This is a genomic window from Aerosakkonema sp. BLCC-F183, assembly GCF_041929145.1.
Lineage (GTDB): Bacteria > Cyanobacteriota > Cyanobacteriia > Cyanobacteriales > Aerosakkonemataceae > Aerosakkonema.
Genome location: NZ_JBHFNU010000119.1, coordinates 1 through 24,575 on the forward strand (window position 1 = coordinate 1; position 24,575 = coordinate 24,575).

The 24,575-nt window shown below is 45.7% G+C and carries 24 protein-coding genes; 13 read left to right on the plus strand and 11 right to left on the minus strand.

From position 1 onward, the window contains the following. Positions 1 to 162 precede the first annotated feature (162 nt). From ACE1CD_RS34945 to ACE1CD_RS34955, 3 genes are all read right to left on the minus strand, one after another. Positions 163 to 414, minus strand: coding sequence for a hypothetical protein (locus ACE1CD_RS34945; protein WP_374801074.1), 252 nt, complete (start codon positions 412 to 414; stop codon positions 163 to 165). Positions 415 to 554: 140 nt separating this feature from the next. Further along, positions 555 to 1,502, minus strand: a complete 948-nt coding sequence (locus ACE1CD_RS34950) for a putative 2-dehydropantoate 2-reductase (protein ID WP_374827708.1) — start codon at positions 1,500 to 1,502, stop codon at positions 555 to 557. Between the two features lie 29 nt (positions 1,503 to 1,531). After that, the gene (locus ACE1CD_RS34955) at positions 1,532 to 2,368 is read right to left on the minus strand and encodes a sulfurtransferase (RefSeq protein WP_374827709.1); all 837 of its coding nucleotides are present in this window, start codon (positions 2,366 to 2,368) and stop codon (positions 1,532 to 1,534) included. 239 nt (positions 2,369 to 2,607) lie between these two features. Between ACE1CD_RS34955 and ACE1CD_RS34960 the strand changes: the two genes are divergently transcribed. Next, complete coding sequence (locus tag ACE1CD_RS34960; protein ID WP_374801081.1) at positions 2,608 to 3,699, plus strand: class I SAM-dependent methyltransferase; 1,092 nt, start codon at positions 2,608 to 2,610, stop codon at positions 3,697 to 3,699. Positions 3,700 to 3,763: 64 nt separating this feature from the next. Here the strand turns inward: ACE1CD_RS34960 and ACE1CD_RS34965 are convergent, their stop codons facing one another. Then, on the minus strand, positions 3,764 to 4,132 hold the full coding sequence (locus tag ACE1CD_RS34965) for an EamA family transporter (RefSeq protein ID WP_374801083.1): 369 nt from the start codon (positions 4,130 to 4,132) through the stop codon (positions 3,764 to 3,766). 166 nt (positions 4,133 to 4,298) lie between these two features. Here ACE1CD_RS34965 and ACE1CD_RS34970 point away from each other — a divergent pair, with 166 nt between their 5' ends. Together ACE1CD_RS34970 and obgE are read left to right on the plus strand one after the other, a co-directional pair. Continuing rightward, positions 4,299 to 5,006 (plus strand): Mo-dependent nitrogenase C-terminal domain-containing protein, encoded by a 708-nt coding sequence (locus ACE1CD_RS34970; protein ID WP_374827710.1) that lies wholly within the window; start codon positions 4,299 to 4,301, stop codon positions 5,004 to 5,006. 78 nt (positions 5,007 to 5,084) lie between these two features. Continuing rightward, positions 5,085 to 6,083, plus strand: a complete 999-nt coding sequence (gene obgE / locus ACE1CD_RS34975; RefSeq protein WP_374801087.1) for a GTPase ObgE — start codon at positions 5,085 to 5,087, stop codon at positions 6,081 to 6,083. Between the two features lie 193 nt (positions 6,084 to 6,276). On the opposite strand, the gene ACE1CD_RS34980 is transcribed toward obgE, so the two are convergent. The 3 genes from ACE1CD_RS34980 to ACE1CD_RS34990 form a co-directional block, all read right to left on the minus strand. Next, a complete protein-coding gene (locus ACE1CD_RS34980; RefSeq protein WP_374801089.1) occupies positions 6,277 to 8,157 on the minus strand; it encodes a serine hydrolase in 1,881 nt (626 codons plus the stop codon). Between the two features lie 96 nt (positions 8,158 to 8,253). Then, the gene (locus ACE1CD_RS34985) at positions 8,254 to 9,021 is read right to left on the minus strand and encodes an RNA methyltransferase (protein WP_374827711.1); all 768 of its coding nucleotides are present in this window, start codon (positions 9,019 to 9,021) and stop codon (positions 8,254 to 8,256) included. Positions 9,022 to 9,067: 46 nt separating this feature from the next. Next, the gene (locus ACE1CD_RS34990; RefSeq protein ID WP_374827712.1) at positions 9,068 to 10,432 is read right to left on the minus strand and encodes an RNA-guided endonuclease InsQ/TnpB family protein; all 1,365 of its coding nucleotides are present in this window, start codon (positions 10,430 to 10,432) and stop codon (positions 9,068 to 9,070) included. Positions 10,433 to 10,517: 85 nt separating this feature from the next. Between ACE1CD_RS34990 and tnpA the strand changes: the two genes are divergently transcribed. From tnpA to ACE1CD_RS35020, 6 genes are all read left to right on the plus strand, one after another. Continuing rightward, complete coding sequence (tnpA, locus tag ACE1CD_RS34995) at positions 10,518 to 10,955, plus strand: IS200/IS605 family transposase (RefSeq protein ID WP_374827713.1); 438 nt, start codon at positions 10,518 to 10,520, stop codon at positions 10,953 to 10,955. 61 nt (positions 10,956 to 11,016) lie between these two features. Further along, positions 11,017 to 11,163 carry a DUF2256 domain-containing protein gene (locus tag ACE1CD_RS35000; protein WP_374801093.1) on the plus strand — a complete coding sequence of 49 codons (147 nt, stop codon included), beginning with the start codon at positions 11,017 to 11,019 and terminating at the stop codon, positions 11,161 to 11,163. A 52-nt stretch (positions 11,164 to 11,215) separates the two neighbouring features. Beyond that, the gene (locus tag ACE1CD_RS35005) at positions 11,216 to 12,178 is read left to right on the plus strand and encodes an isoaspartyl peptidase/L-asparaginase (RefSeq protein ID WP_374827714.1); all 963 of its coding nucleotides are present in this window, start codon (positions 11,216 to 11,218) and stop codon (positions 12,176 to 12,178) included. A gap of 109 nt (positions 12,179 to 12,287) precedes the next feature. Beyond that, a complete protein-coding gene (locus tag ACE1CD_RS35010; RefSeq protein WP_374801097.1) occupies positions 12,288 to 12,890 on the plus strand; it encodes an IS607 family transposase in 603 nt (200 codons plus the stop codon). Positions 12,891 to 13,655: 765 nt separating this feature from the next. Next, on the plus strand, positions 13,656 to 14,867 hold the full coding sequence (locus tag ACE1CD_RS35015) for a hypothetical protein (protein WP_374827715.1): 1,212 nt from the start codon (positions 13,656 to 13,658) through the stop codon (positions 14,865 to 14,867). A 107-nt stretch (positions 14,868 to 14,974) separates the two neighbouring features. Further along, positions 14,975 to 15,127, plus strand: a complete 153-nt coding sequence (locus ACE1CD_RS35020; RefSeq protein ID WP_374827716.1) for a hypothetical protein — start codon at positions 14,975 to 14,977, stop codon at positions 15,125 to 15,127. A gap of 569 nt (positions 15,128 to 15,696) precedes the next feature. On the opposite strand, the gene glmU is transcribed toward ACE1CD_RS35020, so the two are convergent. From glmU to ACE1CD_RS35035, 3 genes are all read right to left on the minus strand, one after another. Further along, positions 15,697 to 17,067, minus strand: coding sequence for a bifunctional UDP-N-acetylglucosamine diphosphorylase/glucosamine-1-phosphate N-acetyltransferase GlmU (gene glmU / locus ACE1CD_RS35025; protein WP_374827717.1), 1,371 nt, complete (start codon positions 17,065 to 17,067; stop codon positions 15,697 to 15,699). Between the two features lie 63 nt (positions 17,068 to 17,130). After that, positions 17,131 to 18,246 carry an HD domain-containing phosphohydrolase gene (locus ACE1CD_RS35030; RefSeq protein WP_374794249.1) on the minus strand — a complete coding sequence of 372 codons (1,116 nt, stop codon included), beginning with the start codon at positions 18,244 to 18,246 and terminating at the stop codon, positions 17,131 to 17,133. Positions 18,247 to 18,503: 257 nt separating this feature from the next. Beyond that, the gene (locus tag ACE1CD_RS35035) at positions 18,504 to 19,388 is read right to left on the minus strand and encodes a tRNA (5-methylaminomethyl-2-thiouridine)(34)-methyltransferase MnmD (protein ID WP_374794250.1); all 885 of its coding nucleotides are present in this window, start codon (positions 19,386 to 19,388) and stop codon (positions 18,504 to 18,506) included. 386 nt (positions 19,389 to 19,774) lie between these two features. On the opposite strand from ACE1CD_RS35035, the gene ACE1CD_RS35040 reads away from it, so the two are divergent. From ACE1CD_RS35040 to ACE1CD_RS35050, 3 genes are all read left to right on the plus strand, one after another. Beyond that, positions 19,775 to 20,347 (plus strand): Rieske 2Fe-2S domain-containing protein, encoded by a 573-nt coding sequence (locus tag ACE1CD_RS35040; RefSeq protein WP_374827718.1) that lies wholly within the window; start codon positions 19,775 to 19,777, stop codon positions 20,345 to 20,347. 38 nt (positions 20,348 to 20,385) lie between these two features. Further along, the gene (locus tag ACE1CD_RS35045) at positions 20,386 to 20,565 is read left to right on the plus strand and encodes a hypothetical protein (protein WP_374794252.1); all 180 of its coding nucleotides are present in this window, start codon (positions 20,386 to 20,388) and stop codon (positions 20,563 to 20,565) included. 214 nt (positions 20,566 to 20,779) lie between these two features. Then, entirely contained in the window at positions 20,780 to 21,718 is a 939-nt protein-coding gene (locus tag ACE1CD_RS35050; protein ID WP_374827720.1) for an MlaE family lipid ABC transporter permease subunit, read from the plus strand. Between the two features lie 251 nt (positions 21,719 to 21,969). On the opposite strand, the gene ACE1CD_RS35055 is transcribed toward ACE1CD_RS35050, so the two are convergent. Continuing rightward, entirely contained in the window at positions 21,970 to 23,073 is a 1,104-nt protein-coding gene (locus tag ACE1CD_RS35055) for an acyltransferase family protein (protein ID WP_374827721.1), read from the minus strand. Positions 23,074 to 23,150: 77 nt separating this feature from the next. Between ACE1CD_RS35055 and ACE1CD_RS35060 the strand changes: the two genes are divergently transcribed. Next, positions 23,151 to 24,473: a PQQ-dependent sugar dehydrogenase gene (locus ACE1CD_RS35060; RefSeq protein WP_374827722.1), complete on the plus strand. Its 1,323-nt coding sequence runs from the start codon at positions 23,151 to 23,153 to the stop codon at positions 24,471 to 24,473. Positions 24,474 to 24,575: the final 102 nt, after the last annotated feature.

The following is a 24,575-nucleotide window of genomic DNA, read 5'->3' on the forward strand; positions in this document are numbered from 1 at the left end:
TTGGGTGTAAAATGAAGGTATTAAATTCATTTTTTTCATTAGTTAGGTCTACTTGAGAATAGCAGACCTATTTTTTTTTGACAACAATCGGTCAACCCCGCACGCAGTAAGGGGTTGACCGATTGTTGTCTCCCCCCCAGGTTAGGGACTAGGGCGTCGGGGCTAGAGAAAGAAGAGGGAAGAGGGAAGAGGGAAGAGGGAAATAATGGCTATCTTGTAAAAATCTCCTCGATTAGTGGCAATACTGCTGCTTTGGCTGCGATTATGCTGGGATTTTGAGTATCTTTTGGTTTGTCGCAAAATTTCCACTACCATTTGTCTTTGCATTGGAGTTAGGGCTGTCAACCTATCACCCCAAAGTATTTGCAGTTCTTCTTGATTAGCTTCGTCATCAAACGGGAAACACACAGCCATCGCTCCACTTCGTCACACCATAAAGATATGGAAAACTAACGTCATCTACTTCCGAGTATATACCGAAAGCAGTCAAAAATCTCCACAGAAACTACTTAGGTTTAAATACTCAATAGCTGTCAGTGGTTAGTTGTTCGTTATCAGTGAGAATTTCTGGCATCCAAGAACTTCAGCTGTTGGTAAAGCATGGTAATCTTAGGTAAATCAGCACCCTTTTGCTGTGCCAGACGTAAAGGATTGCCGAACATAGTTTCTACTTCCAGAGGTCGCTTTTCGTCGTAATCAATTTTCATGCTGGTGCGATACGGCTTCATTTTGACAGTCCAATCCAGCATCATTTCAATAAAGCTATCGGCGATAATACGATCGCAACTTTTTGCCCCCGCCGCCACTTCCCACATTAACTCTTCCACCAAAGCGCGTGTATGGGTATCTGCCATCAGCTCGTCAGTTCTGGCATCGAGAACCACAGAAAGCCCATTGTACGGTATATTCCACACTAACTTCTGCCAACGTGCCAGCAGCAAATCTGCCGCTAACTTAATTGCAATACCGGCGCGATCGAAATCACCCGCAATCTGACGCATCCGTGCTGTGATACCCTGTGAGTGATAACCGACAGCATATTCGGCAAACTTAACTTCACCGTAATCTAGGTGACGGATATGTCCCGGCCCTACTTTATTGGAACACAGAAAGCACAATCCGCCCATCACTCTTGCGGCACCGACAATTTCGGCGACTTCATCCTCTACTCCCAATCCGTTTTGCAGTACCAAAACCACACCATCATCCTTGACAACGCTGGGTAGCAATTTTGGTAGCAGGTGATTGTGAGTGGTTTTGAAGGCGACGATTACCACATCGCAAGGCGGCATTTTCTGCACGTCATCGTAAGCGCGGATATCGGGAAGCGTGAAGTCGCCATCTTTTGACTCGATAACTAAACCTTGCTTGTTAACGTATTCGTAATCGCTGTGCAGCAGGAAATGCACATCCGCACCAGCTTTTTGCAAGCGGGAACCGTAGAACCCGCCCAGCGCACCAGTACCGAGTATGGCATAGGTGCGATCGGAAAATGACACCATCAACTTTTCCTCAATCGACTTGCGACATCCTACTGTGCGGGATCTAATATTCTAGCGCACCAATCGCTCCAACTACCAGCATAAAGCTTGCCCGTATTAATTCCAGCGATTTCCAGCGATAATAAATTCACGCAGGCAGTCACGCCAGAACCGCAATAAACCATAATTTCTTCAGCGGACTCAACGCCTGACCAGCGCTGCTTTTGCTCTGTGACAGATCGTAACCTACCCAATTCGTCTGTGACATCTTGCCAGGGATAATTAACCGCACCTGGGATATGTCCCGCAATCGGGTCAATCGGTTCTCGTTCGCCTCGGTAGCGATCGGCTTCCCGCGAATCGACTAAAATCACTTGTGGTGGTACTTGACGGGATTTGACCGCATCAATATCTACAACAAGGCGCGATCGAACTTCTGGCACAAATTTCCCCAGTTTGGGCATAGGAAGCGCATCTGTGACCGGATAACCACCCGATAACCATGACTTCCAACCGCCATCTAGTAAAGCTACCTTGTCGTGTCCCAGATAGCGCAGCAGCCACCAAAACCGAGAAGCAAAAGCAAAGCGGGAATCATCGTAGGCGACTGCTAAAGTTTCTTGCCAATTTATCCCGATAGCCGCTAATTTTGCCCCTAACTCAGTTGGATTTGGCAGCGGATGACGTCCGCCATACTTACCCACAGGCGAAGAAAGGTCGCGATTGAGGTCAAGATGGTGCGCCCCCGGAATGTGACTTGTTTTATACTGTTGGCGTCCCAATTCGGGATCTGCTAGAGAAAAACGACAATCAACGATAACTACCTGGGGGTCGTTGAGGTGTTCCGATAGCCATTCTGGGGAAACTACAAACGGGATTTCAGTCATTAGAGATTTCGATAAAGTGGTTATGGCAGATAGAAGCCAGAGTTCCCAGGAAGCCGTCTGGCAAGCGATGAGGCGTTAGTTAGGACGTTCTTAATTCTTGCTTTTCCTCTTCCCGACGCCCTCACCCCTAACCCCTAGCTATATTACCAAAATCGGGGTTGATACTGTGGGGCTTCCCGTGCCGATTGGTTAGAATCTAAAATCGATCCCACAGATCTCAAGCAACGGAGACTGAGAATTTGGTTGCCTCTAAAGATACACCAGCAGATATGCTATCGAAGACAGAACAACTGCCTTTGGTGACAGACCCGACTGTACTGGAGCAAATCATCATCAACAAGCTTAACAGTCGCATCTATCCTCGTGGCGAACTGGTAATGCCTTGCGTACCCGCCATGCTGGATCATTATGTACAGCGACTGAAAATACTGTTCGAGACACTTGGCAGAGCCTTTTCTCCGGAAGAACTGGAGCAGTTGCGTCAAGTTATGGGACGCAGGTTGCAAGAAGGATTTAGCGCTTCGCCCCATTCTAATATCATACTCAAGTACGAGCCAGCTAAGCCGCCTAATGTAGGTTTAACTTGCAATCTTTCCACCGCCGTTTCATCGGTTGCAGACCAATACAAAAACTGGGTTGAAACCAGAAAACCACCTTTGTTCGGTTCTCATGCAGATGCTAAAATTTTAAACGTAGCGGCTGAATTAGGGCAAGATCCCGGCTCTACACCAGTTCTGGATGTGGGAGCGGGAACCGGTCGCAATACTTTACCTCTAGCTAGGCTCGGCTATTTAGTTCACGCGATCGAATTAACCCCTGCTTTTGTCCAGCAAATACAAGCTGCTGTAGAAGTAGAAGGTTTACCTGTAGTAGTTACCCCAGGTGATATCCTCGATCCGATGGTGCGAATGCGACCCGCACACTACAAAATGGCAATAGTTTCCGAAGTGATTTCTCATTTCCGAGATGCAGATCAACTGCGATTGTTACTTGCCAAAATGTGCGATGTGCTTCGCTCTGGTGGGTTGTTATTGTTTAACAGTTTCTTAACAGTAGATGGTTACGAACCCCCTCCAGCAGTACGGCAAATGTCAGAAGTGGCTTGGTCGGCTATTTTTACGCGATCGGATCTGGCTTTGGCAATGGAAGGGCTGCCGCTAGAACTCATTTCCGATGAATCTGTGTTTGAATACGAGAAGCAACACTTGCCCCCAGAGGCATGGCCTCCCACAGGATGGTTTGCTAACTGGTCAACAGGTCGAGACTTATTCCCGATCGTTAACGGTAAGCCACCGATGGAACTACGCTGGCTTCTGTGCAAACGCCTTTAAAAATTAAAAATTAAAAATGAAACAGAAAAAACTTTTCATTTTTAATTTTTAATTTTTTGGCAGATCATTTGTTCCAGATTACTAAAACAACACCACCCACAATTAAAGTCAAACCCGCAATTCGACTGAGGGGGATTGTTTCTTTAAAAATAAAGTAGCCCAGCAGCAGGGCGAAAACGTAAACTAACGCCACTGCTGGCCCAGCAACGCTAAGTTTGACTCGCGTCAGTAGCAAAATATAAGCACAGGCTCCCAAACCATAGCAAGCAAGGCCAAACAGTAGTTCTGGAGTGGTAATAATGCCGATAATATGGCCAAGCCAGTTGCTGGCGTTGACTTTTCCTAGCTTGGATGCGCCTGCTTTGAGGAAAAATTGCCCTGCCACACTTGTTAAAATCGAAATGAGAAACAGCCCAAACTCTGAAAAAGTCACAACCTATAATTCCCGTGCGAACATCTCGTACAATTTTAGATTTTAGATTTTAGATTTTAGATTGAATTGTAGGTGGCTGGGGATTGGCAAAATGAAGATCGATTTATAGGCACTAGCACTAGCACCAGAGTTAAAATCGATGCGAGTATAGGCATAAACAGGTATCATGACCAGCGTTGTGAAATCTCCCTACACAAGCGAACAAATTGCAGCTTGGCTGCGCGGCTTGCTCACTATTGCTTGGGCTGACGGCAACTTTGACGAACAAGAACAGCAGTTAATTGCCTCCCTGACTCAGAATGAACTTTCTCCCAAAGTTGATTTGGGGTCTTTGGCACAAATTACGCCGGCAGAATTAGCAGCCATTTTGGGGCCAAAAACCCATGCGGCTGAAAATTTCTTGCGAACTGCTTTTATGGTGGCATTGGCAGATGGCGTTTATTCTAGTAGTGAGGATGAACTGCTACACCAGTTTTGCAAGGCTCTCGGTCAAAAGGATGAAATTTTAGAGTCTCTGCGTCATACACTCTATGAAGAGCAGGTAGAGACACCGATAAGTGAGGAGCCTGATGGCAAGACACCACTAGCAACGGATTACCAACTGCCCAAACAGCCAGGGGATGCGCTCAAACCGGTGCGGAACTGGCTAGACGGATTGGATGTTCGCGATCCCAGAGTGGCTCGCTTTTTGTGCAAAATGATTCCCTCCCAGTGTCCTTTTGAGCGAGATGTGACGCTCTTTGACCACAAGGTTGTCCACATTCCACCGCTGTGTAAGCTCAATCCACTTTACGATCAACTGGTGGGTTTGCGTTTTCGGGCGCTCTCCTATTTGGCAGATAAGTGCGGTGAAGATGTGTCGCAATATTGTTAGCAGTCATCGGTCATCGGTGATTGTGAGCATTAACTGTGCAATGACCAATGACTAATGGCTAATTATTAATTTGCAATTATGCAATTTATTGACCGAGCAGAAGTTGAAGTAGAGGCTGGGAAGGGAGGCGATGGTATTGTCGCTTTCCGACGAGAAAAGTATGTTCCGGCTGGCGGGCCATCGGGCGGCAATGGGGGCAAAGGCGGTTCTGTGTTTTTAGTAGCGACAGAAAACCTGCAAACGTTGCTGGATTTTAAATATCATCATCGTTTCCAGGCGGAAGATGGGGGACGTGGGGGGCCGAATAATCGGACTGGGGCCAATGGAAGCGATCGCACGATCCAAGTTCCCTGCGGTACAGTTGTTTACGATACGGAAACTGAGGACATTCTAGGCGATTTGGTAGAACCGGGGCAAATTCTTTGTGTCGCTAAAGGCGGTAAAGGCGGACTGGGAAACCAGCATTTTCTCAGTAACAGCAACCGCGCTCCCGAATATGCTCTACCGGGACTGGAGGGAGAAAAAAGACTGCTGCGTCTGGAATTGAAATTGTTAGCTTCAGTGGGAATTATCGGTTTGCCGAATGCAGGCAAATCTACTTTAATTTCAGCTATTTCAGCAGCTCGCCCTAAAATAGCAGATTACCCGTTTACAACGTTGGAGCCGAATTTGGGTGTGGTACGCAAGCCTGACGGCGATGGCTGCGTTTTTGCGGATATTCCGGGACTGATCGAGGGTGCCCACTTGGGGGTGGGTTTGGGTCACGATTTTTTGCGCCATATCGAGCGCACTCGTTTGCTGCTGCATTTGATTGATGCTACCGCAGACGATCCGGTGGCTAATTATGAAACGATCGAGCAGGAGTTGCAAGCATACGGTAGAGGATTGCCACAACGCCCGCAAATTCTCGCACTTAACAAGATGGATGCGGTAGGAGACGATCGCGATGTGGAAGCGATCGCATCTAAACTCGAAGATATCAGTCAGGTTCCTGTTTTCCGGATCTCCGCTGTCAGTCATATCGGATTGGAGTCTATGTTACAGGAAATTTGGCAAATGCTGGAAGAGAGGGGATAGGTAAAGTCAAAAGTCAAAAGTCAAAAGTCAAAAATAAGGCAAGATTTTTTTGTCGGTAGCGTCTGCTTCACCCCGATCGGGTTTTCACAAACAACACAAACTATCTTTTTTGTCAATGTCATCGCTGAACTAACTTTCTAGCCCATTTTTGACTTTTGCCTTTTGCCTTTTGACTTTTGACTTTTGACTTTTGCTAATCCCGATTGCGAGCATTAACAGACTGGGTGTCTTCCAGCCGATTGGTGGGGGTAGCGGGAGAAGGAATAGAAGTATCGGGAGCAGACCCATCTCCAATGGGCAACTTAGGAGTAGAGATCGATTTGCTGAAGTATTGGTAGGTTACGCGAGAGATCTTGTTGATCAGTTGTGTTGCTCGCGTATCGTTGCGGGGACGTTGAACCATCACAGATGCAATATAACGCTTGCCGCTCGGTAAATCGATTAAGCCTACATCAGCGAGCATGGAACCAATATTACCGGTTTTGTGGGCAATTGTGGCTTCTTTTCCGAGTCCGCGTGGGAGGAGAGAGTTGTTCGCCGTTCTTCGCATGATATCCAGAAGACGATCGCGCGATCGCAAGGAGACCAACTCGCCTTGATTTACCCGCGCCATCAATGTTCCTAACTCTTTGGCACTTGTGGTATTCGTTCCTTCGATATCCGGTAGTTTGTTGCGAATCTCGGTTGCTGTCAGTCCCCACTCTCGGAAACGCTGATTTAGCACTTGCGAACCTCCCAAGCGAGCGATCAGCATATTGGTGGCGCTGTTATCGCTGTGGATAATCATTTGAGTTGCCGTTTCCAGAGCGCTAAACTTTGTTCCGGGCTGCTTATACTGCATTTTACCGGAACCATCGGCTCTATCTTCTTCTCGTAGTGTCAGTTCTTCATCTAAGCGGATTTTGCCAGCATCTACATCTTGGAAAAAGGCTACTAGAATCGGTACTTTAATCGTGCTAGCTGCCGCTTTGGGGGAAGTCGCTTTCCAGTCTAGATAAGTTCCAGTATCCAGATCGAGGATAAATATTGCGGGAGCTAATTGTGAATACTCAGTCATTATGGACTGTATTGCATTCCGCAGCGGCGGTATTTCTTGGGTCAGCCTCAGCGTCATGAGATTATCTCCTAACGTAGAGGCTGGCTTCAAACTAATATCTGCCACAACATTACTATTGTGGGAAGGATTGGGCGTGCTGGAAACTCCACCTGGCTGGCGGTTTACTGGGTTCCAAATCGATAGCATTGTGCCGACAACGACACCAAGACCTATTCCCAAAATGAGTAAGCGCGTTCCGTAAACTAGGGTGGAGGGGAAGTTGCGGCGTTGCTGTGGTGACGAGATTTTCTTAACTGGATTTCGTCTGGGATGGATAGAGGCGATGATGGCAGAATCTGGAGAACGAAACCGCTGAGGGGATTTTCTGACTCTTTCGAGTCCTGCTTTTTTGCTCTCTTGACGACGATCGTTCTTCAGAATGGGACTCTTTAGTTGCCGACCTGACGGCGGTAAGCCTACTAAGCTTTTTTGGGGAGGACGACGGCTGCGATCGTTCTGCATTCTCAATTTTCGCTGTTGGCTTTTGAGTTGGGGAATATCTTTGCTATTCCTACTCGTCCCCATTTGGGGATAGGGGGGGATAGGGTTGGGTCTGATTCTGTCTCTGGGTGGTGGGACGGGGGGGACAGCAGTTAAACCAACGCTATTTCGATCGGGTGACTGGGGCGGCAATATATTTAAGCCGTCCCACAAGTCATCGTTTGCGGTTGAAAGATGGGAGATATTACCCTTCTTGACAACTTTGCTGCCTTTGTGCTTTTTGGCTGGGATTGCGGCTTCGCGATCGCGTTGACCGAACAGTTTTTCCCACCAGTGCAAGCGATCGCGATTTTGCCCTTGAGTCCTGGGCGATCGACGCTGTGATGCAGAAGAACCGCTGACTATAGATTTTTGGGGTTTCGATAACCCAGACCGATCGCTTGGTGTCCGGGCTATTTCCTGCCGCTGTGGCACTTGCTGTTGTTTAAGCTGCCGTCGCCGCCGGCGACGGGGATGGCCCTTCTCGGACGCTGCCACGGATGACACCTCTTAGAAAGTTAACTCGCGATACTAGACCCAAAAAACTGTACTACATCCCAGGTGTATTCTTATCAGGGAAGCTATGACTGAGTTTTAAGATTTTTCTGAAGTTGACATCCTGGCAGAATGGGTAGATAAGGCCCATTCTATCTGGCTGAGAATGCCTCGCAGCATAGCTACTTCTGTTGTGGATGGCTGGGCGCGATTGAATAGTAGCCGAAATTTGGCCATCCGCGATGTTGCTGTATGCGGGTAAAGATAACCTATTTTTAATAGGACTGATTCTAGTTGCTGATAGTACTCTTCTAGCATTTCTAAGTTTGGGCTGTTTTCTTCTGCAAAAGGTTGGGGGGTGATATCCTTTTCTCTTTCTCCGATCGATTGGTAAAGTTCGTAACAGCAAATTCCGACTGCCTGCGCCAAGTTTAATGAGGGATAGGCATCGCTGGAAGCAATGCGTATAAATCGCTGGGCATATTTTAAATCTTCGTTGCTCAAGCCTCGGTCTTCCGGGCCAAAAATTAAGGCCGATGGCTCTCCTTCTAGCAGCCAGGGTAAGGCGGTGCGGGGTGCTTCTAGTTGCTGGGATAATCTTCGATCGCGTGCTGTGGTGGCGATCGCTCTGGTACAGCTTTGCAAGGCTTCGGGTAAGCTGGTGAACAGTTGCGCGGATTCTAATATGTCTGCGGCATGAAGTGCCACAGTCCTGGCTTGGTCGCCTAAATGCTCGCATTTTGGATCTACCAATACTAGCTGACTCAGGCCCATATTTTTCATCACGCGGGCGACTGCACCTACGTTTAAGGGGCCGATCGGTCTCACCAGCACTATTCGCACTTGCGCTAAGGCTGTCTCTTCCATTAGTGTGTCTGTTCTTGGTTCCGGTAAAACGTAAAATTTGAATGAACTACCCCGCCGTAAAGACGGGCGGGGTTTCTAAATCCCCATCCGATTTACGGCTAGATTTTTGACGTTTCATCTGCCCAAGTTGCCGCATCGAGCCAGTATGCTTGCGCTTGCCAGTCAAATTGGTAGAGCTTAGACATCCACAATCTACGAGGCTGGTTCCCAACCCCGGTTGCTGATTAGTTACAACATTGTACATAACCATCACAGAGCCTTTATCGCGAGGTATTTCAAACCCACAAGCATCGCAGATATGATATCTGTTTGACAATTCTGCCCAGTGCTTGTGAACTACTCCGCATTTAGGACAGCGCTGTGATGGTTTTATTTGTTTTGTAGGTAACGTTAGCAACAAACCTCCCTTCTGTTCGATCTTGTAAGCAATCATTTGATTGAGCGCTCCAAAACCAACTGCAAGGATGGATTTATTCAATCCGGCTTTCTGTTTTTTGCGTTTACTACCTTTCTTAGCCTTGCGCGTCATCCCTTTGGTATTAAGTTGTTCCGTCACACCGATGTCATAACGACTAGCTATATCTGATGTGACCTTGTGCTGCCAATCTAAGCGCTGGCTAGAAACTTTTCTCTGTAGTTTAGATATTTGTTTTCTAGCCTTCTTCCAGCGTCTAGAGCCTTTGACCTTCTTGTTTTTATTTGGCGCAGTTTTACGGCGTAAAGCTTTAGATTTCTGCTTGATTTCCTGTTCTGCCTTTTGGGTAAAACGGGGATTTTCTATTTCCGTGAATTTCTCTCCATCATAGAGAGTTATAGCCGTTTCGGTTCCCAAGTCAAAAGCAACTATTGATTCGTAACTCAAATTTGATTGCTCACAAAATTTGCACTCAAATGCAGGAATATCAACAGTTATGGATGCAAACCACTGATTTCTACTTGGTTTATAAACGATGGTCAAAGTAGTAGGATTTCCCCACTGTTTAGCTTGGCCACGCATTTTAAGCGTGATATCTAAATCGTTAAGGGTGACACTACCATGTTTACCGTTACTGTTAACTTTCCATCCAGATTTGGCTGGATAACTCCAACCTGAGTAATTCCGAATTGATTTAAACCTTGGTAATCCTCTCAAACCTTGAAAGAATGCGCCATAAGCTAAGTCAACACGCTTTACAGTAGCTTGCAAAGATTGGGAGTGGAGATAAGCAAACTCAACCCATTCTTTTTTGAAAGCTGGTAAACAATTCTGCTGTTCGAGATAGGTGACGATTTTCTTATTTGCCCTCCACTCATAACGGCGATGAGCAACGCAAGCATTGTATAAGTAGGCATGATTGCGACGTGCCTCAAATAGTTGATTTTCTTGAGTTTTATTTGGGTACAGTCGAAATGTCTGTCTTCTTGTGGTCAAGCGTTACTCACCCCCTCGTTTATATGACTAGAACTTTAGGCTACAATTACTGTAGCACAGTTAGTGAATATGGCTAGAAAATTCTATGACCAATCTACGTAGTGGAGCGCACGTTGTTTTCTCTATTCACTTGCATATTGTTTTTGTAACCAAGTACAGACGTAAAGTGCTTACCGTATCTATGATTGAGGATATGAAGGAAGTTTTTGAGCGTGTCCTAACGGCAAATTCATCAAGATTAGAAGATTGCGATGGAGAACCTGACCATGTTCATCTGCTGGTAGATTTACATCCAGATAACAATATCTCCCATCTGGTGGCATCTCTAAAATCTGCAAGTAGTAGAATTTTGAGGGAAAAGTACAAGTCAGAAATTGACAAGTATTATTGGGGTAAGGCGAAATTATGGCATGATTCCAAGTGCATAGTTTCCTGTGGCGGCGCTTCATTACAAATAGTCAAAGATTATATTTGCAACCAATCAGGTGGTAGATTGGAAAAGCTAGGAGGATCGACCCCCTAGCTTTTCCCGGCTATCCATACCCACCACTAAGAGGATGGGGAATTTCGCGGTTTTGTTAAATATGGCACGTCAGCGCTTGAAGTCGGATTTACCCACAAAAGTTTGTCCTGTCTGTCAGCGTCCATTTGCTTGGCGGAAAAAATGGGCTGATTGCTGGGATGATGTGAAGTATTGCTCGGAACGTTGTCGCCGTCGCCGGCACAACTGACAACTCACAACTGACTACTGACAACTCACAATTGACAACTGACTATTCACAAATGACTACTGACAAGGTAAAACCTAAGCTGATTATTCACGGTGGTGCAGGTAGCTCTCTGAAGGGCAAAGGAGGTGTTGAGGCAGTCCGCAAATCACTCTATCAGGTATTGGAGGAAGTTTATCCGATGCTGTTGGCGGGCGCAAGCGCCAGTGCAGCTGTGATTCGCGGTTGCCAGTTGTTGGAGGATGACCCTCGCTTTAATGCTGGGACGGGTTCTGTGTTACAATCTGACGGTCAAATTCGGATGAGCGCTTCGTTGATGGATGGGGCGATGCAGCGTTTCAGCGGTGTGATTAATGTATCGCGAGTCCAAAATCCGATTTTTTTGGCCCAATCTTTACAATCTTCTGGCGATCGCGTACTCTCGGATTACGGATCGGCTGAGTTGGTACGGGAGTTGCAAGTTCCCATCTACAATCCTTTGACGGATATTCGCTTAAAGGAGTGGATGCAGGAACGGGATGAGAATTTTGTCAAGGAAATGGCTGGGGTGGTGGCGGAAAAAGAATTGGTGGCGGAAAGTAATGCCGGACGCGGTACTATTGGAGTGGTGGTTTTGGACAGTCAGGGTTGTTTGGCGGCTGGCACTTCGACTGGTGGTAAGGGGTTTGAACGAATTGGTCGGGTGAGCGATTCGGCTATGCCTGCTGGGAATTATGCGAATGCTTTTGCAGGTGTTAGCTGTACGGGGATTGGGGAAGATATTATTGAGGAGTGTCTGGCAGCCCGAATTGTGGTGCGGGTGACGGATGGGATGTCTTTGGTGGCGGCGATGAATCGCAGTTTTTCGGAATCGCGCGATCGCGGGCGAGATTTGGGTGCGATCGCTCTTGATGCTACCGGTGCGATCGTTTGGGGCAAAACTAGCGAGGTTCTTCTCGCTGCGTATCATACTGGGGAACAGATGGGTGACACTCTGGAATGGATTGGTGATGAATTAACCGGTTTTTGCCCCTCGTAGCCGCTTTCCTGTTCCCCCCGCTGACTTGGTGCGGGTCGGTCAGTTTTTGCTTCAAAAAAATTAACTAATCCTACTCATATCTACTCAATATGTGAGCTATAATATTGGTATGAGTAAGTTAACCATATCTGAAGCAGCAAAACTTAAAGGCGTTGCTACCTCTACCCTGAGAAGGTGGGAGGCAGAAGGAAAGCTAATTCCAGAGCGCACAGCTAATGGCCATCGACGTTACGATTTAGCGCAATTACTGGGAGTAAAGCCAGATAATTCTATCACAGTCGGTTATGCTAGAGTCTCAACTCACGATCGAAAGAGTGAATTGGAAACTCAAAAGCAAGTCCTCGAACTTTTCTGCGCTCAACATGGATGGACTTATCAAATTATTGAAGATTTAGGCTCTGGGCTAAATTACAGCAAACGTGGATTACAAAGATTGATTCGGATGATTACAGATAATCAAGTCGAACGATTAGTGTTAACCCATAAAGATAGGTTGCTGAGATTTGGCTCAGAGCTAATTTTTTCTCTCTGCGAACATTTCGGGACAGAAGTAGTAATTATTAATCGGACAGAAGATGCTAGTTATGAAGAAGATTTAGCCAAAGATGTGTTAGAAATAATTACTGTTTTCTCCGCCCGTTTGTACGGAAGCCGCAGTCAGAAAAACAAGAAAGTTCTAGAGGAGTTAAGAGACCTTGCTACTAAAATTTAAAACTGAGTACGTAGTTGGGCTTTAGCCCCTCTGGGTATGTAGGTATGTAGTTGGGCTTGACGCCTCTTATCCCTCGAATAAGAGGCGTCAAGCCCAACTAACGTACCTAATCTTTACCTCGTTATGTTCAGTAGGGTGCGTCAGAGTCATATACGGGCCACAATCGCCATCGCGTAGGCATCGCCTGCCGGCAGGTATATGCAACGCCCGAGCCGAGGTTTCTATCCGCATACGTATCAAAAAAGAGGGAGAAAGTACTTGACAAGATAAAAATTTTTTGTTATGCTATTTTTGATGAGGAAGAACTATTTTATTATACTTAAAATTGAAAATATTCCCATTATTTAAAAAATACACCAAAAAAGGAAGTAAGTCAAGCGGCGAATCGCATTTTTTATTTTGAACTGAGATGACCGACTGATTCTGCGTTATCGAGGATCTGGAATTATCTGGAATTGGATTGTACAACACATTTGTCCCCATTCCCCTCTCCCCCACAAATTTCAGTACAAACACTCAACTACTAGATGCTAGTCGTGTGAAGTAGTTGTGAAGGAATGGAAAGTCACGTGAAGTAGCTGTGAAGGAATTAAGCTGCGAAGGTGAGTCAGGTAGAGAAAAGGTAGAAAAAGCGGTGTAATCCGAAATTTGGCACAATTTCTCAGAAGTCAAGTAATGTTACTGATGTACATTAAGGGAGAAAATGGAAAGATCTATCTTTAGATAGATTTAAAGTTACACAAAAGTAAGACAGGGTGAAAAAAGATGACACTCAGTAAAGAAACTCTGTTGAGTGAGTTTACGGAAGAAACAGGTGACACAAGCAATACAGACTTCGATAATTTGTTAACTGATTTCGTGGAGATAGAAGACCCACAGGGTTTGACTGATAATGTGCAAGATGAAATAAGTTCCCTTGACAAATTGGACGAAACAATAGTAGAAACAGACTTTAAGAACGAAGCGATCGCTTACGACCTTATGGAAATATATGATGATACTTCGACGACAAACGCGATCGCTTACGACCTACATGAAATATATGCTACCAAGACGACAAACGCTACTCACACCTATGGGGATTTTATCTCAAATTTCCATGACTTTATGAACTTCCAACTCCACTCAATCCCAAAGCCAACAGACGCTGGAGAATTACTTAATGATTATAACGATCTTGAGCAACGAGTAGATGTAGACCAGAGCCAGAGTGATGAGTCAGTTATAATCGCCGAAGCAGCGCATGAAGTAGCTGACTTATTTGCTCTTGACGCAGACTCAACTACTACAAAGTTGCTGGCTGATTACGCAGAGTGGGTGAAGCCAGCTGATATACTGTTAGAAGCAAAGACCCAAGGCATAGATGACAAAGGAAATTTGGTTTTGGATTGGTGGACTCTCGATCATTGTAACTCATGGAGCCAAGCCTATCTGAATAAATACAAAGGTGTGTGGGGCTGGAAGCACGAGGGAATGGAAGTGGAATATGATCATGAAAACCAAATTATAAATGTTAATGGAGCTGTTGATGAAATAACCAACAGCACAATAGCCGACGGGACGGGCAATGTGGTGAAATTATCCTCGGGGGTTACTGATACGGGGGATACGTCAACGTCGTGGATGTTGAAGAGTCGACATCAGAAGACGAGTATAGAAGTGTATATCGGGAGTTCAAAGGAAATATCGAATTGGGAAGGGATGATAAATAAGTGGAAAAAAGATGAGGAGGTAGATAGTGTAAAATGGAAAATTGTCTATGAAAGTGCTTTGAGATGCGGCGGGAAGGAGGAGAACCAAACCTTCTTGAATCATTTTGAGGAGATGGTAGAGTTGATAAACGAGGATAGGGGTGGGGCGGAGGTGGGGACGTGTGACGTGGATGATGATTTGCCTGGAGTGTTGGGGTATGGGTATGAGGGTAATCCCCATGGGTTGTTGACACCAGTCGCCACCACCATCATCCAACTAGCCTAAACCCCAAATCCAAATCTTTAGACGAATGTGCGAAAAAATATCGCGGTTTCTGTCAAAGATATAAACCCCAACCAAAAGTCAAAAAACCCGCCGCTTGGGGAAGTAAAATGTTACCCCAATTGCCGAAAATCACATCAAAGAAATCTTCATCCGGTCAATTACCTTTGTCTGGGATATGGTCATCGACAGATAATTATATAGAAGAAGTAGCTAACCAATTTATCACCGCTAATCGATTTAATGTAGTGGCGCTACTATAAGATTTTGCCGAACGCAAACGGGTATAGCATCAGTCAGAACTGTCGAGACCGACTAGAGGGAAGGGAAGGGAAGGAAAAATAGTCGGAAAAGAGATGGAAACAACCTCTTGACAGCTAAATTTTTTTTTGTTATGCTGTTGTCGATAAGGAATAACTATCGTGTCAGCAAGACAGTCGCTGTAGTGCTAGAGGGAACTAAACATAAGCACCTCGGCAGGGCGAAGCATTCGGATATAAAAATTGTTGTAGATAGCGATCGATTGTCGCCCGAATGCGAAAGCCCCTACATAATACATATTTCATACAAAAGCATTCGGATATAAAAATTGTTGTAGATAGCGATCGATTGTCGCCCGAATGCGAAAGCCCCTACATAATACATATTTCATACATATTTCGTTGTGACGATCGATTTATTCTAGTGGACTGGCACTCTATCAAAAATTTTTTTGTAACCACTTGACAAGGTTAAAATTTTTTGTTATCGTGGAATCGATAAGGAAGAACTATTCTGTTTTAGGCCGGGACAGAGACAAGAATCGGGGTTAGGGTCTAACCCCACAGTATCTCTAAGTCACCTGCGAGTCGCCATTAGTTTTCAACCGCCAACCAGGTTTAACCACTTGAGTAGCGCGGGCAATTACCAAACTATCATCTGGCACATCTTCGGTCACAGTCGAACCGGCGGCGACAGTGACATCCGATCCTAATGTGAGTGGGGCGACGAGAACGCTATTAGAACCAGTTTTAGTGCGATCGCCAATTTTGGTAGGATGTTTGTTCACCCCATCATAATTAGCAGTAATTGTACCCGCACCGATATTAACGCGCTCCCCGGCGGTAGTATCTCCCAGATATGATAGATGAGCCACATTAGTGCGATCGCCCAAAACAGTATTCTTCAGTTCGACAAAATTGCCGATCCGACAACCATTACCCACCTCAACATGACCGCGCAGGTGAGCGTAAGGGCCAATCCTACTGCCCGATTGTACAGCACTATCACTAATAACAGAATAAAGAACAGTGACATTTTCCCCAATCTGACTATTTTCGATCGAACTGCCAGGGCCAATTCTGCTACCCGATTTAATCACAGTTTGACCGCGCAAATGAGTTTGAGGTTCAATAATAATATCCGGTTCCAACAGCACCGTATCATCGATCGTCACACTCTTTGGGTCAATAATAGTAACACCCGCAGCCATCCACTTATCTTTAACGCGCTCTTGCAAAATCTCGTAAGCTGTTGCCAATTGCTTGCGATCGTTTATCCCCAAAATTTCCTCATAATCTTCCACATCGACCGCCATCACCGGTTCCATCAAATTACAAGCATCAGTCAAGTAATATTCTTTTTGGTCATTATTAGCTTGCAATTGGGGCAGAACTTTTGCTAATAGAGGCCAATTGAAACAATATATTCCCGCATTAATGCGATGATTTTGCTTTTGAGCTGCATTGCAGTCCCGGTCTTCGACAATTTGTTTAATCAGATTTTGACCGTCGCAGAATACCCGACCGTACCCTTGCGGATTCGGTACATGGGCCGTTAACAAAGTGACCGCATTGCGATGCTGCTGATGAGTTTCGATCAGATGTTTGAGCGTTTGCGATCGCAGCAAAGGCACATCCCCATTTAAAACCAGCAAGTCACCTGGAAAACCTTCCAGATGGGGCAGTAATTGTTGAACAGCGTGTCCCGTTCCCAATTGTTCCGATTGTTCGACAAATTCCAAATCTGGGATATGTTCCAGAGCTGCTTTCACCTTTTCCCCTTGATATCCGACAATTGCCAGATATCTTTTCGGATCGATCTCCAAAGCTGTGAGGAGAATTCTTTCAATCAGCGATCGCCCACCCAAGGAATGCAGTACCTTGGGCAGTACCGATTTCATCCGCGTCCCGCGTCCCGCCGCTAAAATTGCTACCGCTACCATTTTTCTTGAGTCAGTCTACTCCCCACGGAGTATACCGCGCTTGGAGTCATTCTGTTACTACTATTACCTTTGAGTTTTTCTCTGACCAATAATGTGAATAAATTCCGTAAATTGAGCCACAAGTTTGGGATTGCGCCACCCTTTGGCTGTTTCTTCGTCAATAATTCCCAGTGCTTCGGCTGGCGTAAATGCTTTTTTGTAAGGACGTTCGCTGGTGAGGGCGTCGTAAATATCGATAATTTGAAATACTTGAGCTAGCAAGGGAATATCATTACCTGCAAGGCGATCGGGATAACCTGTCCCATCCCAGCGTTCGTGGTGATGGCGGATAATCGGGAGTACGCCCCGCATTGTCCGCAGCGGTTGACAAATTTTTTCGCCGATAATGACGTGCTGCTTCATTACCTCCAGTTCTTCAGGAGTAAATTTTCCTTTTTTGAGCAACACAGCATCGGGAATGCCCACTTTGCCGATATCGTGGAGGTAACCTCCCCACATCAAGTCCCGAATATCTGCGCGGGAAAGGTGGAGATATTCGCCGAAGGCTTTACCCATATCCACTAACCTTTCGCAGTGGTCGCCGGTGTTGGGGTCGCGGCTTTCGATCGCCCGTGCGATCGAGAAAACGACTTGTTCTGCGTGGTCTAAGTCTTCATTGAGACGCTTTTGGCGTACCAGCGACTTGACGCGAGCTGCCAGTTCTAAGCGATCGAAAGGTTTGGTGAGAAAATCGTCTCCCCCGGCTTCTATACCTCGGATGCGCGATCGTCTATCATTGAGCGCGGTAATAAAAATTACCGGGATTAAGCGTGTTTGTTCATCTTGCTTTAACTGTCGGCAAACTTCAAACCCATCCATCCCCGGCATCATTACATCCAGTAAAATGACATCTGGTTTGGATTCCAAAACCATATTTAGGGCGGCAGGTCCATTCTCTGCTTCTAAAACTTCATAACCTTCCACCGCCAGTAATGCAGCTGCTGTCATCCGACTGGCGGGATGGTCATCAACCACCAGAATTTTTGGCTGTTCCGATTCGCCGCTATCTGGGGTTGGCGAAGATATACTAAAAGACGTTGAAGCGCCCAATGAATCGAAAATTGTTGGCTCATGCGGCGGCTTAAAAATATTACCGCCACACGAGCCGGAATCAGTATCAAAACGAGGACTCAAGGCCACAGTTGCCTTCCTAATAGTTCGAGGATTTTCACTGTATCTGAAGAGTAAGTCAACTATTTCACAAAGAGCAAGGGATGATTTGCTCTGTAGACTACAGAATTCGATGATTTATTTGGGTAAAACATAGAATGCTAGAACCCTTACCCTATACCAGCATATAACTAACCTTAAAGCTGTGATAAGCGATTGGGGTAGCTGCGATCTCGATCGCAAATCTTCCGCTTGCCTGTGGAGTCAGGCTTGTGGAATACGGTAACTTATTTTTGGGTAGATAACCAGCGTTTTTTCCACTGAGCGGTTGATTCTAGAGAAGAAGTTCCTTGTTCTATTTTACGCCGGAGTACAATTGTTTCGGCGCGATCGCAAAGATTTGGATCGCGATAGGGAATGGCAGCACGAGTTTGTAAGTGTTCTAGTTCTTGTTGGGAGAGTGGCGGTAGGTAAGAAGGTGTTTGCCACCTGCGCCTAGCAGCCACTGTACCAGGAGAGCGCCTCCCTACTGGTGGTGCGGAACCTATTTGCAAATTAGCAGCCATCAATGCCGATCGCACTGCGGCAGAACAAGAATAGGTAGCGAGGATACCTTCTGGTTTGAGGCATTTGGCTACTAATCCCAAAAATTCTACCGTCCACAGTTGGGGACTCTTGGGAGGGGAAAAAGGGTCGAGAAAAATGGCATCTGCCTGGAAGCTGGGACAGATTTGCTCAATTGTGATTCTGGCGTCACCAATCAGCAAGTTTGCTTGCAGTTGGGTTGTTTTTACTTGCCGATCGGCAGCTAACTCGGCGAGAATTTGCGGAATGGGATGAAGCCAGGTGTCAGTTAAGTTGTGTGCGATCGCCGCTTTTGGTACTCTTGGGTCTAACTCTAGTGCCATTAGCTCTACGCGGCAACTGGGATTAACTTCCCAAATAGCTGCCAAGGCAGCAGCTGTGTTATAACCCAAACCGTAACAAATATCCAACAGCCGCAAACTTGGTTGCACAGCTTTGGATCTCAGTTGCACAGGATTGACAAATTTAAGTTCGGCTTCCTCAATCGCGCCTGACGCACTGTGAAAGGTTTCCCCAAATTCAGCGGAAAAGAAGGTAAAGGAGCCATCTTCTGTGGGTAGGGGTGAAAAAATGCTGCTCTCTGCCATTGTTTGCTTGGGAATAATGACGATCTGAGTTTCTTGTTCGATCGAAAGGATATGAGGGTATGGGCCATAGGCGATCGCACGACATTTTTAACTGCGCTGCGAGGGATTGATATAGATAATGTTTGGCGGGAACTTTAAAATCCCGCTTTTGTGTCTAATATAGTTGATGATTTTTCTGGCCGCAAGCGCGATCGTTTCCGATTAAAATACTTTTTTTAATTTCAAAAATATCGGATTTTTGCTATTGGCGTTTTTCACTGGATATCCAGCGCTTTAATATCTGCTTATTTTTGCTCGATCGCACAATCCAAGAAAATTAAATTTATGTAAAATCGTTTTACTTTTATCGGCAAATATGATAGCGTATAAAAGCATAAAATGCTAATTTGAATAAGCGGCAAACAGGAGAATACATGGAAAATAAAAATAGCGATAAAAATCGGCGAGAATTCTTAAAATATATGGTATTTGGCACGGCTGGAACTGTTGCCCTTGGCTGGATGCTACCGGAGAAGAGTTTAAGCCACGAACGAAGAAATACTACCACACCTTGCACTCAAAACCGGAACAGCGAAGCTTGTCAAAATTATCTTCGCGGCGTACCTGCGCTGGATAGCAACGGCAAACACTTACAGGAAAGTACTTTGCTGGCAAGTGCGGTAGCGGGTCGTCCGGTGCTGGTACAAGGATTGCCGAGAGCAACATATTTGGTGATTAATGAAGGGCCGAAACTAGCCGGTTACGCCATCAATCCCAGTTGTCCCCATCACAAATGTACTGTGGAATGGAAGACGGAAAAAAATGTTTTTGTTTGCCCCTGTCACGGTGCGACATTTGATGCCCAAGGGAAGGTAACTAAAGGGCCAGCCAGACGCAATTTACCATTAATCACAGTGTTAGTTCAAGAGGACGATGTACTGTTAGTCGATCGCGCACCGGCAACAGATCCGCGTCGATGATGAAAAGAAGAGGAGAGGGAGGAATTTAAACGCATTTCGTGCTGGCATATTGGGAAGATTCCATACCGGAAAAATCCTTTTCAGAGCGGCTTCATTTGGCGATTAGAGAAACTGGGAAGTGGAACGGTATCCGCCAATATCAAATTGCCGCAGTACAGGCGTATGCGATGCACGAATTCCACCCTCTTCATTGCGATCGTCACCTTAGAGAAACTTGAGAATTAGCAGCAAAGTTAAACGCGCCTCGCATTATTACGGTATGCGGTTTTGGGTATTTTTTCAGAGAATTTTATGGAACTTGTCGCCGCGTTGCAACAATGGGACGCTCTAGCAGAAAATTGGTAAATTTACGTTACTTTTAGCCTGTGAGATGGGAACAATAACGTAATCTATTTTGACATAGTTATCAAAATCTGTGACAAGGAAACTTAAATGGTAAAATCTCGCAGGCATCAGGGAGCAAAGTGGAGAAATAAACTAACTTTAACCAGACCAAATAAAGTTTATTTAAAAAAAATCGATGAAAGCGATCGTCAACCAATCAAAAAAAGTAATAACACCGATGTAAAAACCAAAAACTTATCTATAAATTCAGCAAATTGGGAAGATAATTTTGCACATCAATGGGGAGAAAGATTTTTAGCAACCTTATTATTAATGGGTCAAGTAGTTGTGCGCTTGCTCAAAGGTAAAATTGATAGCCGCCATATCATGGAACATATGGCAAATGTAGGACTCGGTTCCCTAAATTCAGTATTGATAATCGCCTATTTTGCCGGGATGATTTTTACAATTCAATCGGCGCGAGAATTAATTCGTTATGGGGCGCTTTCGGCGGTGGGAGGTGCATTTGCCTTAGCTTTTTGTCGGGAATTAGCACCAGTTTTAACAGCGAGTGTAGTAGCGGGACAAGTGGGTGCGTCTTTTGCCGCAGAAATAGGAGAAATGCAAGTAACAGAGCAAATCGATGCCTTATATATGTTGAGAACAAATCCGATTGATTATTTAGTGATTCCGCGTGCGATCGCCTGTTGTTTGATGTTACCTATTTTAAGTGTTTTTTCATTGTTTGCAGGCATAGGTGGAGGTGTGTTTGTCGCCTTCTATTTTTACCATTTACCTGTAGATGTGTTTTTGGATTCTGTGCGGGATTTTTTAGGTTTAAAAGATTTGTTAAGTGTGGTTATCAAAGCTTTTGTTTTTGGCGGAATTATAGCGATGATCGGTTGCGGTTGGGGACTCACTACTAAAGGCGGCGCAAAGGGTGTGAGTGCTTCTACCAAAGCAGCAGTTGTGACTAGCTGGGTGTGTATTTTTATAGTCGATTTCGTTCTCTCCCTCGCGATATTTAATGAGTTGAGTATTAAATGAATTGAAAAATAGGTGGTGAAGTTTTTACCACAGATGAAAACAGATGCGATCGCGAAGCGTGTGCGAAGCACGTATCGCAAATTTTTGCGGCTACCGATGCAACCGGATATGATGTAAGTTGTTTGGTATTTAAACTACTAATTATCGGTGTAGGGTGCGTCAGACAAACAAGTGAAAATTATCGGATAAACTGACATATCTGACGCACCCTAAACTACATCATAAAAATGCAGTACAGATGCAAAGGTGTGTCAAACTTTAATAAACCAACGCCGCCAATACATGAGATAGGCAATTGCCAACCAAAATAGCAATGTGACTGTGGCGAATAAGAGAGAACCATTCATCCCACCGCCAAAAAGATGTTCGTAAATCCAATTGTAGGTAGTGGGTGCATTGTCGCCAGTACCGATATGGGTTTTTACCATGATTTTAATTGCCAAAACGGAAGCGACAAAGATGAAGATAGCATTCAATCCCAACACTTCAAAAGGTTTTCCCCAACGGCGGAGTTCGCGGATATCAATTAATTCATAACAAGCTGCGAGTAACAGCATCGCTGCACCGGCGCTGTAGAGAACGTAGGAACTTGTCCACAGTTTTTTGTTGATGGGGAAGAAGAAACCCCAATCCCAACCGAGAACTAGACAAATGATGCCAATTAATGCTAAATTGATACTGGTGCGGCTGGTAATCGGTTCGTCTCGCAGCCATTTGCCGGTCAGATAGCCAGCGAGTGTGGTCGCAACTGCCGGTAAGGTGCTGAAGAGTCCTTCCGGGTCTCCCATCGAGTTGAAATTATCTCCTTTATATAAATGTGCTGCCGGAATGATGAGACGATCGACATACGCTCCAAAATTCCCTTCTCGCGTAAATACGCCAGCACCGTAATCGGGAACGGGAATATAAATCATCGCCCCCCAGTAGCCAACGAGTATAAGTAAAATTAGCACCCAGATCGCTTTTCGCGGTAAGTTGAGAATGGCGACGGCAGCTAGCAGGTAAGCGAGACTGATGCGCTGCAATACCCCCATAATTCTGATATTGCTCAAATCGTAATTCCAAAAACCGTTGAGCAGCAATCCCAGGAGGAAGAGAATCAGACTGCGAGTGATAATCCGCCGATAGACAGAGGCAGTTGGGTGTTTGGCTTTGGTGTACTTAGAGAGGGAGAAGGCCATCGCTACACCGACGATAAACAGGAAGAAGGGAAAGACAAAATCGGCGAGGGTGCAGCCGTTCCAGTCAGCGTGTTCGAGGAAGGGATAAACTTTGTCAGCGACGCCAGCCATATTGACAAGAATCATGGCTGCAATGGTAATGCCTCGAAAGACATCGAGTGAAGTCAAACGCATGGGAGGTAAAAGTCAAAAGTCAAAAGTCAAAATAAAAAAAGCATCGGGGCTGGAGAAATTACGATCGTCGATTAGGCATGAAATTTTTGCACTGGGTAACGTTAGTTTTATTGCTGACAGCAGCAAGTGCGTGTAACTTGACTCGCGCTTCCACAAATCGGGGAGATACGGCGCAATTAGGAGAACGCGCTGCTAATCCTAGCAGCTCTGCGGTGCGATCGACACCCCTCTCACCGACACCCATCCGCATCAACTCTGCTAACTTACCGCCACCTTTCGCTACCCAAAGCGCGTCTAAGTCTCCGAAAGTTGTCGCAATTCCGAATAACCCGACGTTGCGCGTACCGCCTGGGTTTAAAGTTAACGTTTTTGCGGATAATGTAGATGCACCGCGTTGGTTAGCGATGACTCCGACTGGCGATGTGTTGGTGACGGAAACTCGACAAAACCGCATTAGTTTGTTGCGGGATACGAACGGGGATGGCGTTGCGGATGTGAAGAAAACATTCGCGACATCGCAAAATAAGTTAAATATTCCCTTCGGCATGGCTTTTGCAGACAAATACTTCTTCGTTGGCAATACGGGAGAAGTTCTGCGCTTTCCTTATACTAGAGGGCAAGAGCAACTTTCCGGAACGGGAGAAAAAATTACCGAACTGACTCCGGGAGGGTATCGCCAACATTGGACGCGGAATGTGGTGGTTGCGCCGGATGGCAAAAAGTTGTATGTTTCGATCGGTTCCAGTTCTAATGTGGATGAAGAACCACTACCTCGCGCTTCGGTGCAGGTGATGAATTTGGATGGTTCCAACCGTCAAACGTTCGCGTCTGGTTTGCGTAACCCGGTCGGACTGGATTTTCATCCCAAAACGGGAGAACTTTACACGACTGTCAACGAACGAGATGGTTTGGGCGATGACTTGGTTCCCGATTATCTGACGCGCATACAGCAGGGAGAATTTTACGGTTGGCCTTATGCTTACCTGACTCCCAATCAACTCGACCCGCGTCGTGTCAAAGATGGAAAGAGCGATCGTCCTGACTTAGCAGCGCAAACAAAATCGCCGGATGTGCTTTTTCAAGCGCACTCAGCTGCTTTGGGAATTCAGTTTTACGATGGTAAGACGTTCCCAGAAAAATATCGCAACGGTGCTTTTGTCGCTTTTCGCGGTTCTTGGAATCGCGATCGAGGTACTGGTTATAAAATTGTGTTTGTTCCCTTCGGCGATAACGATCGCCCTTTGGGATATTACGAAGATTTTGTCACCGGGTTTTTGCTTGACCCTTCAGCACCCACAACTTGGGGGCGTCCCGTCGGTGTCTTAGTTCTGCCAGATGGTAGTTTGCTATTTACCGAGGAAGCCAACAACCGGATTTATCGGGTTACTTACCAACCATAACAAATTATCCCAAACATCCGCGACAGACAAAAAAAACATCTGCGTTCATCCGCGTTCATCTGCATTCATCTGCGTTCAAAAATTAACCAAAATCTTGCACAA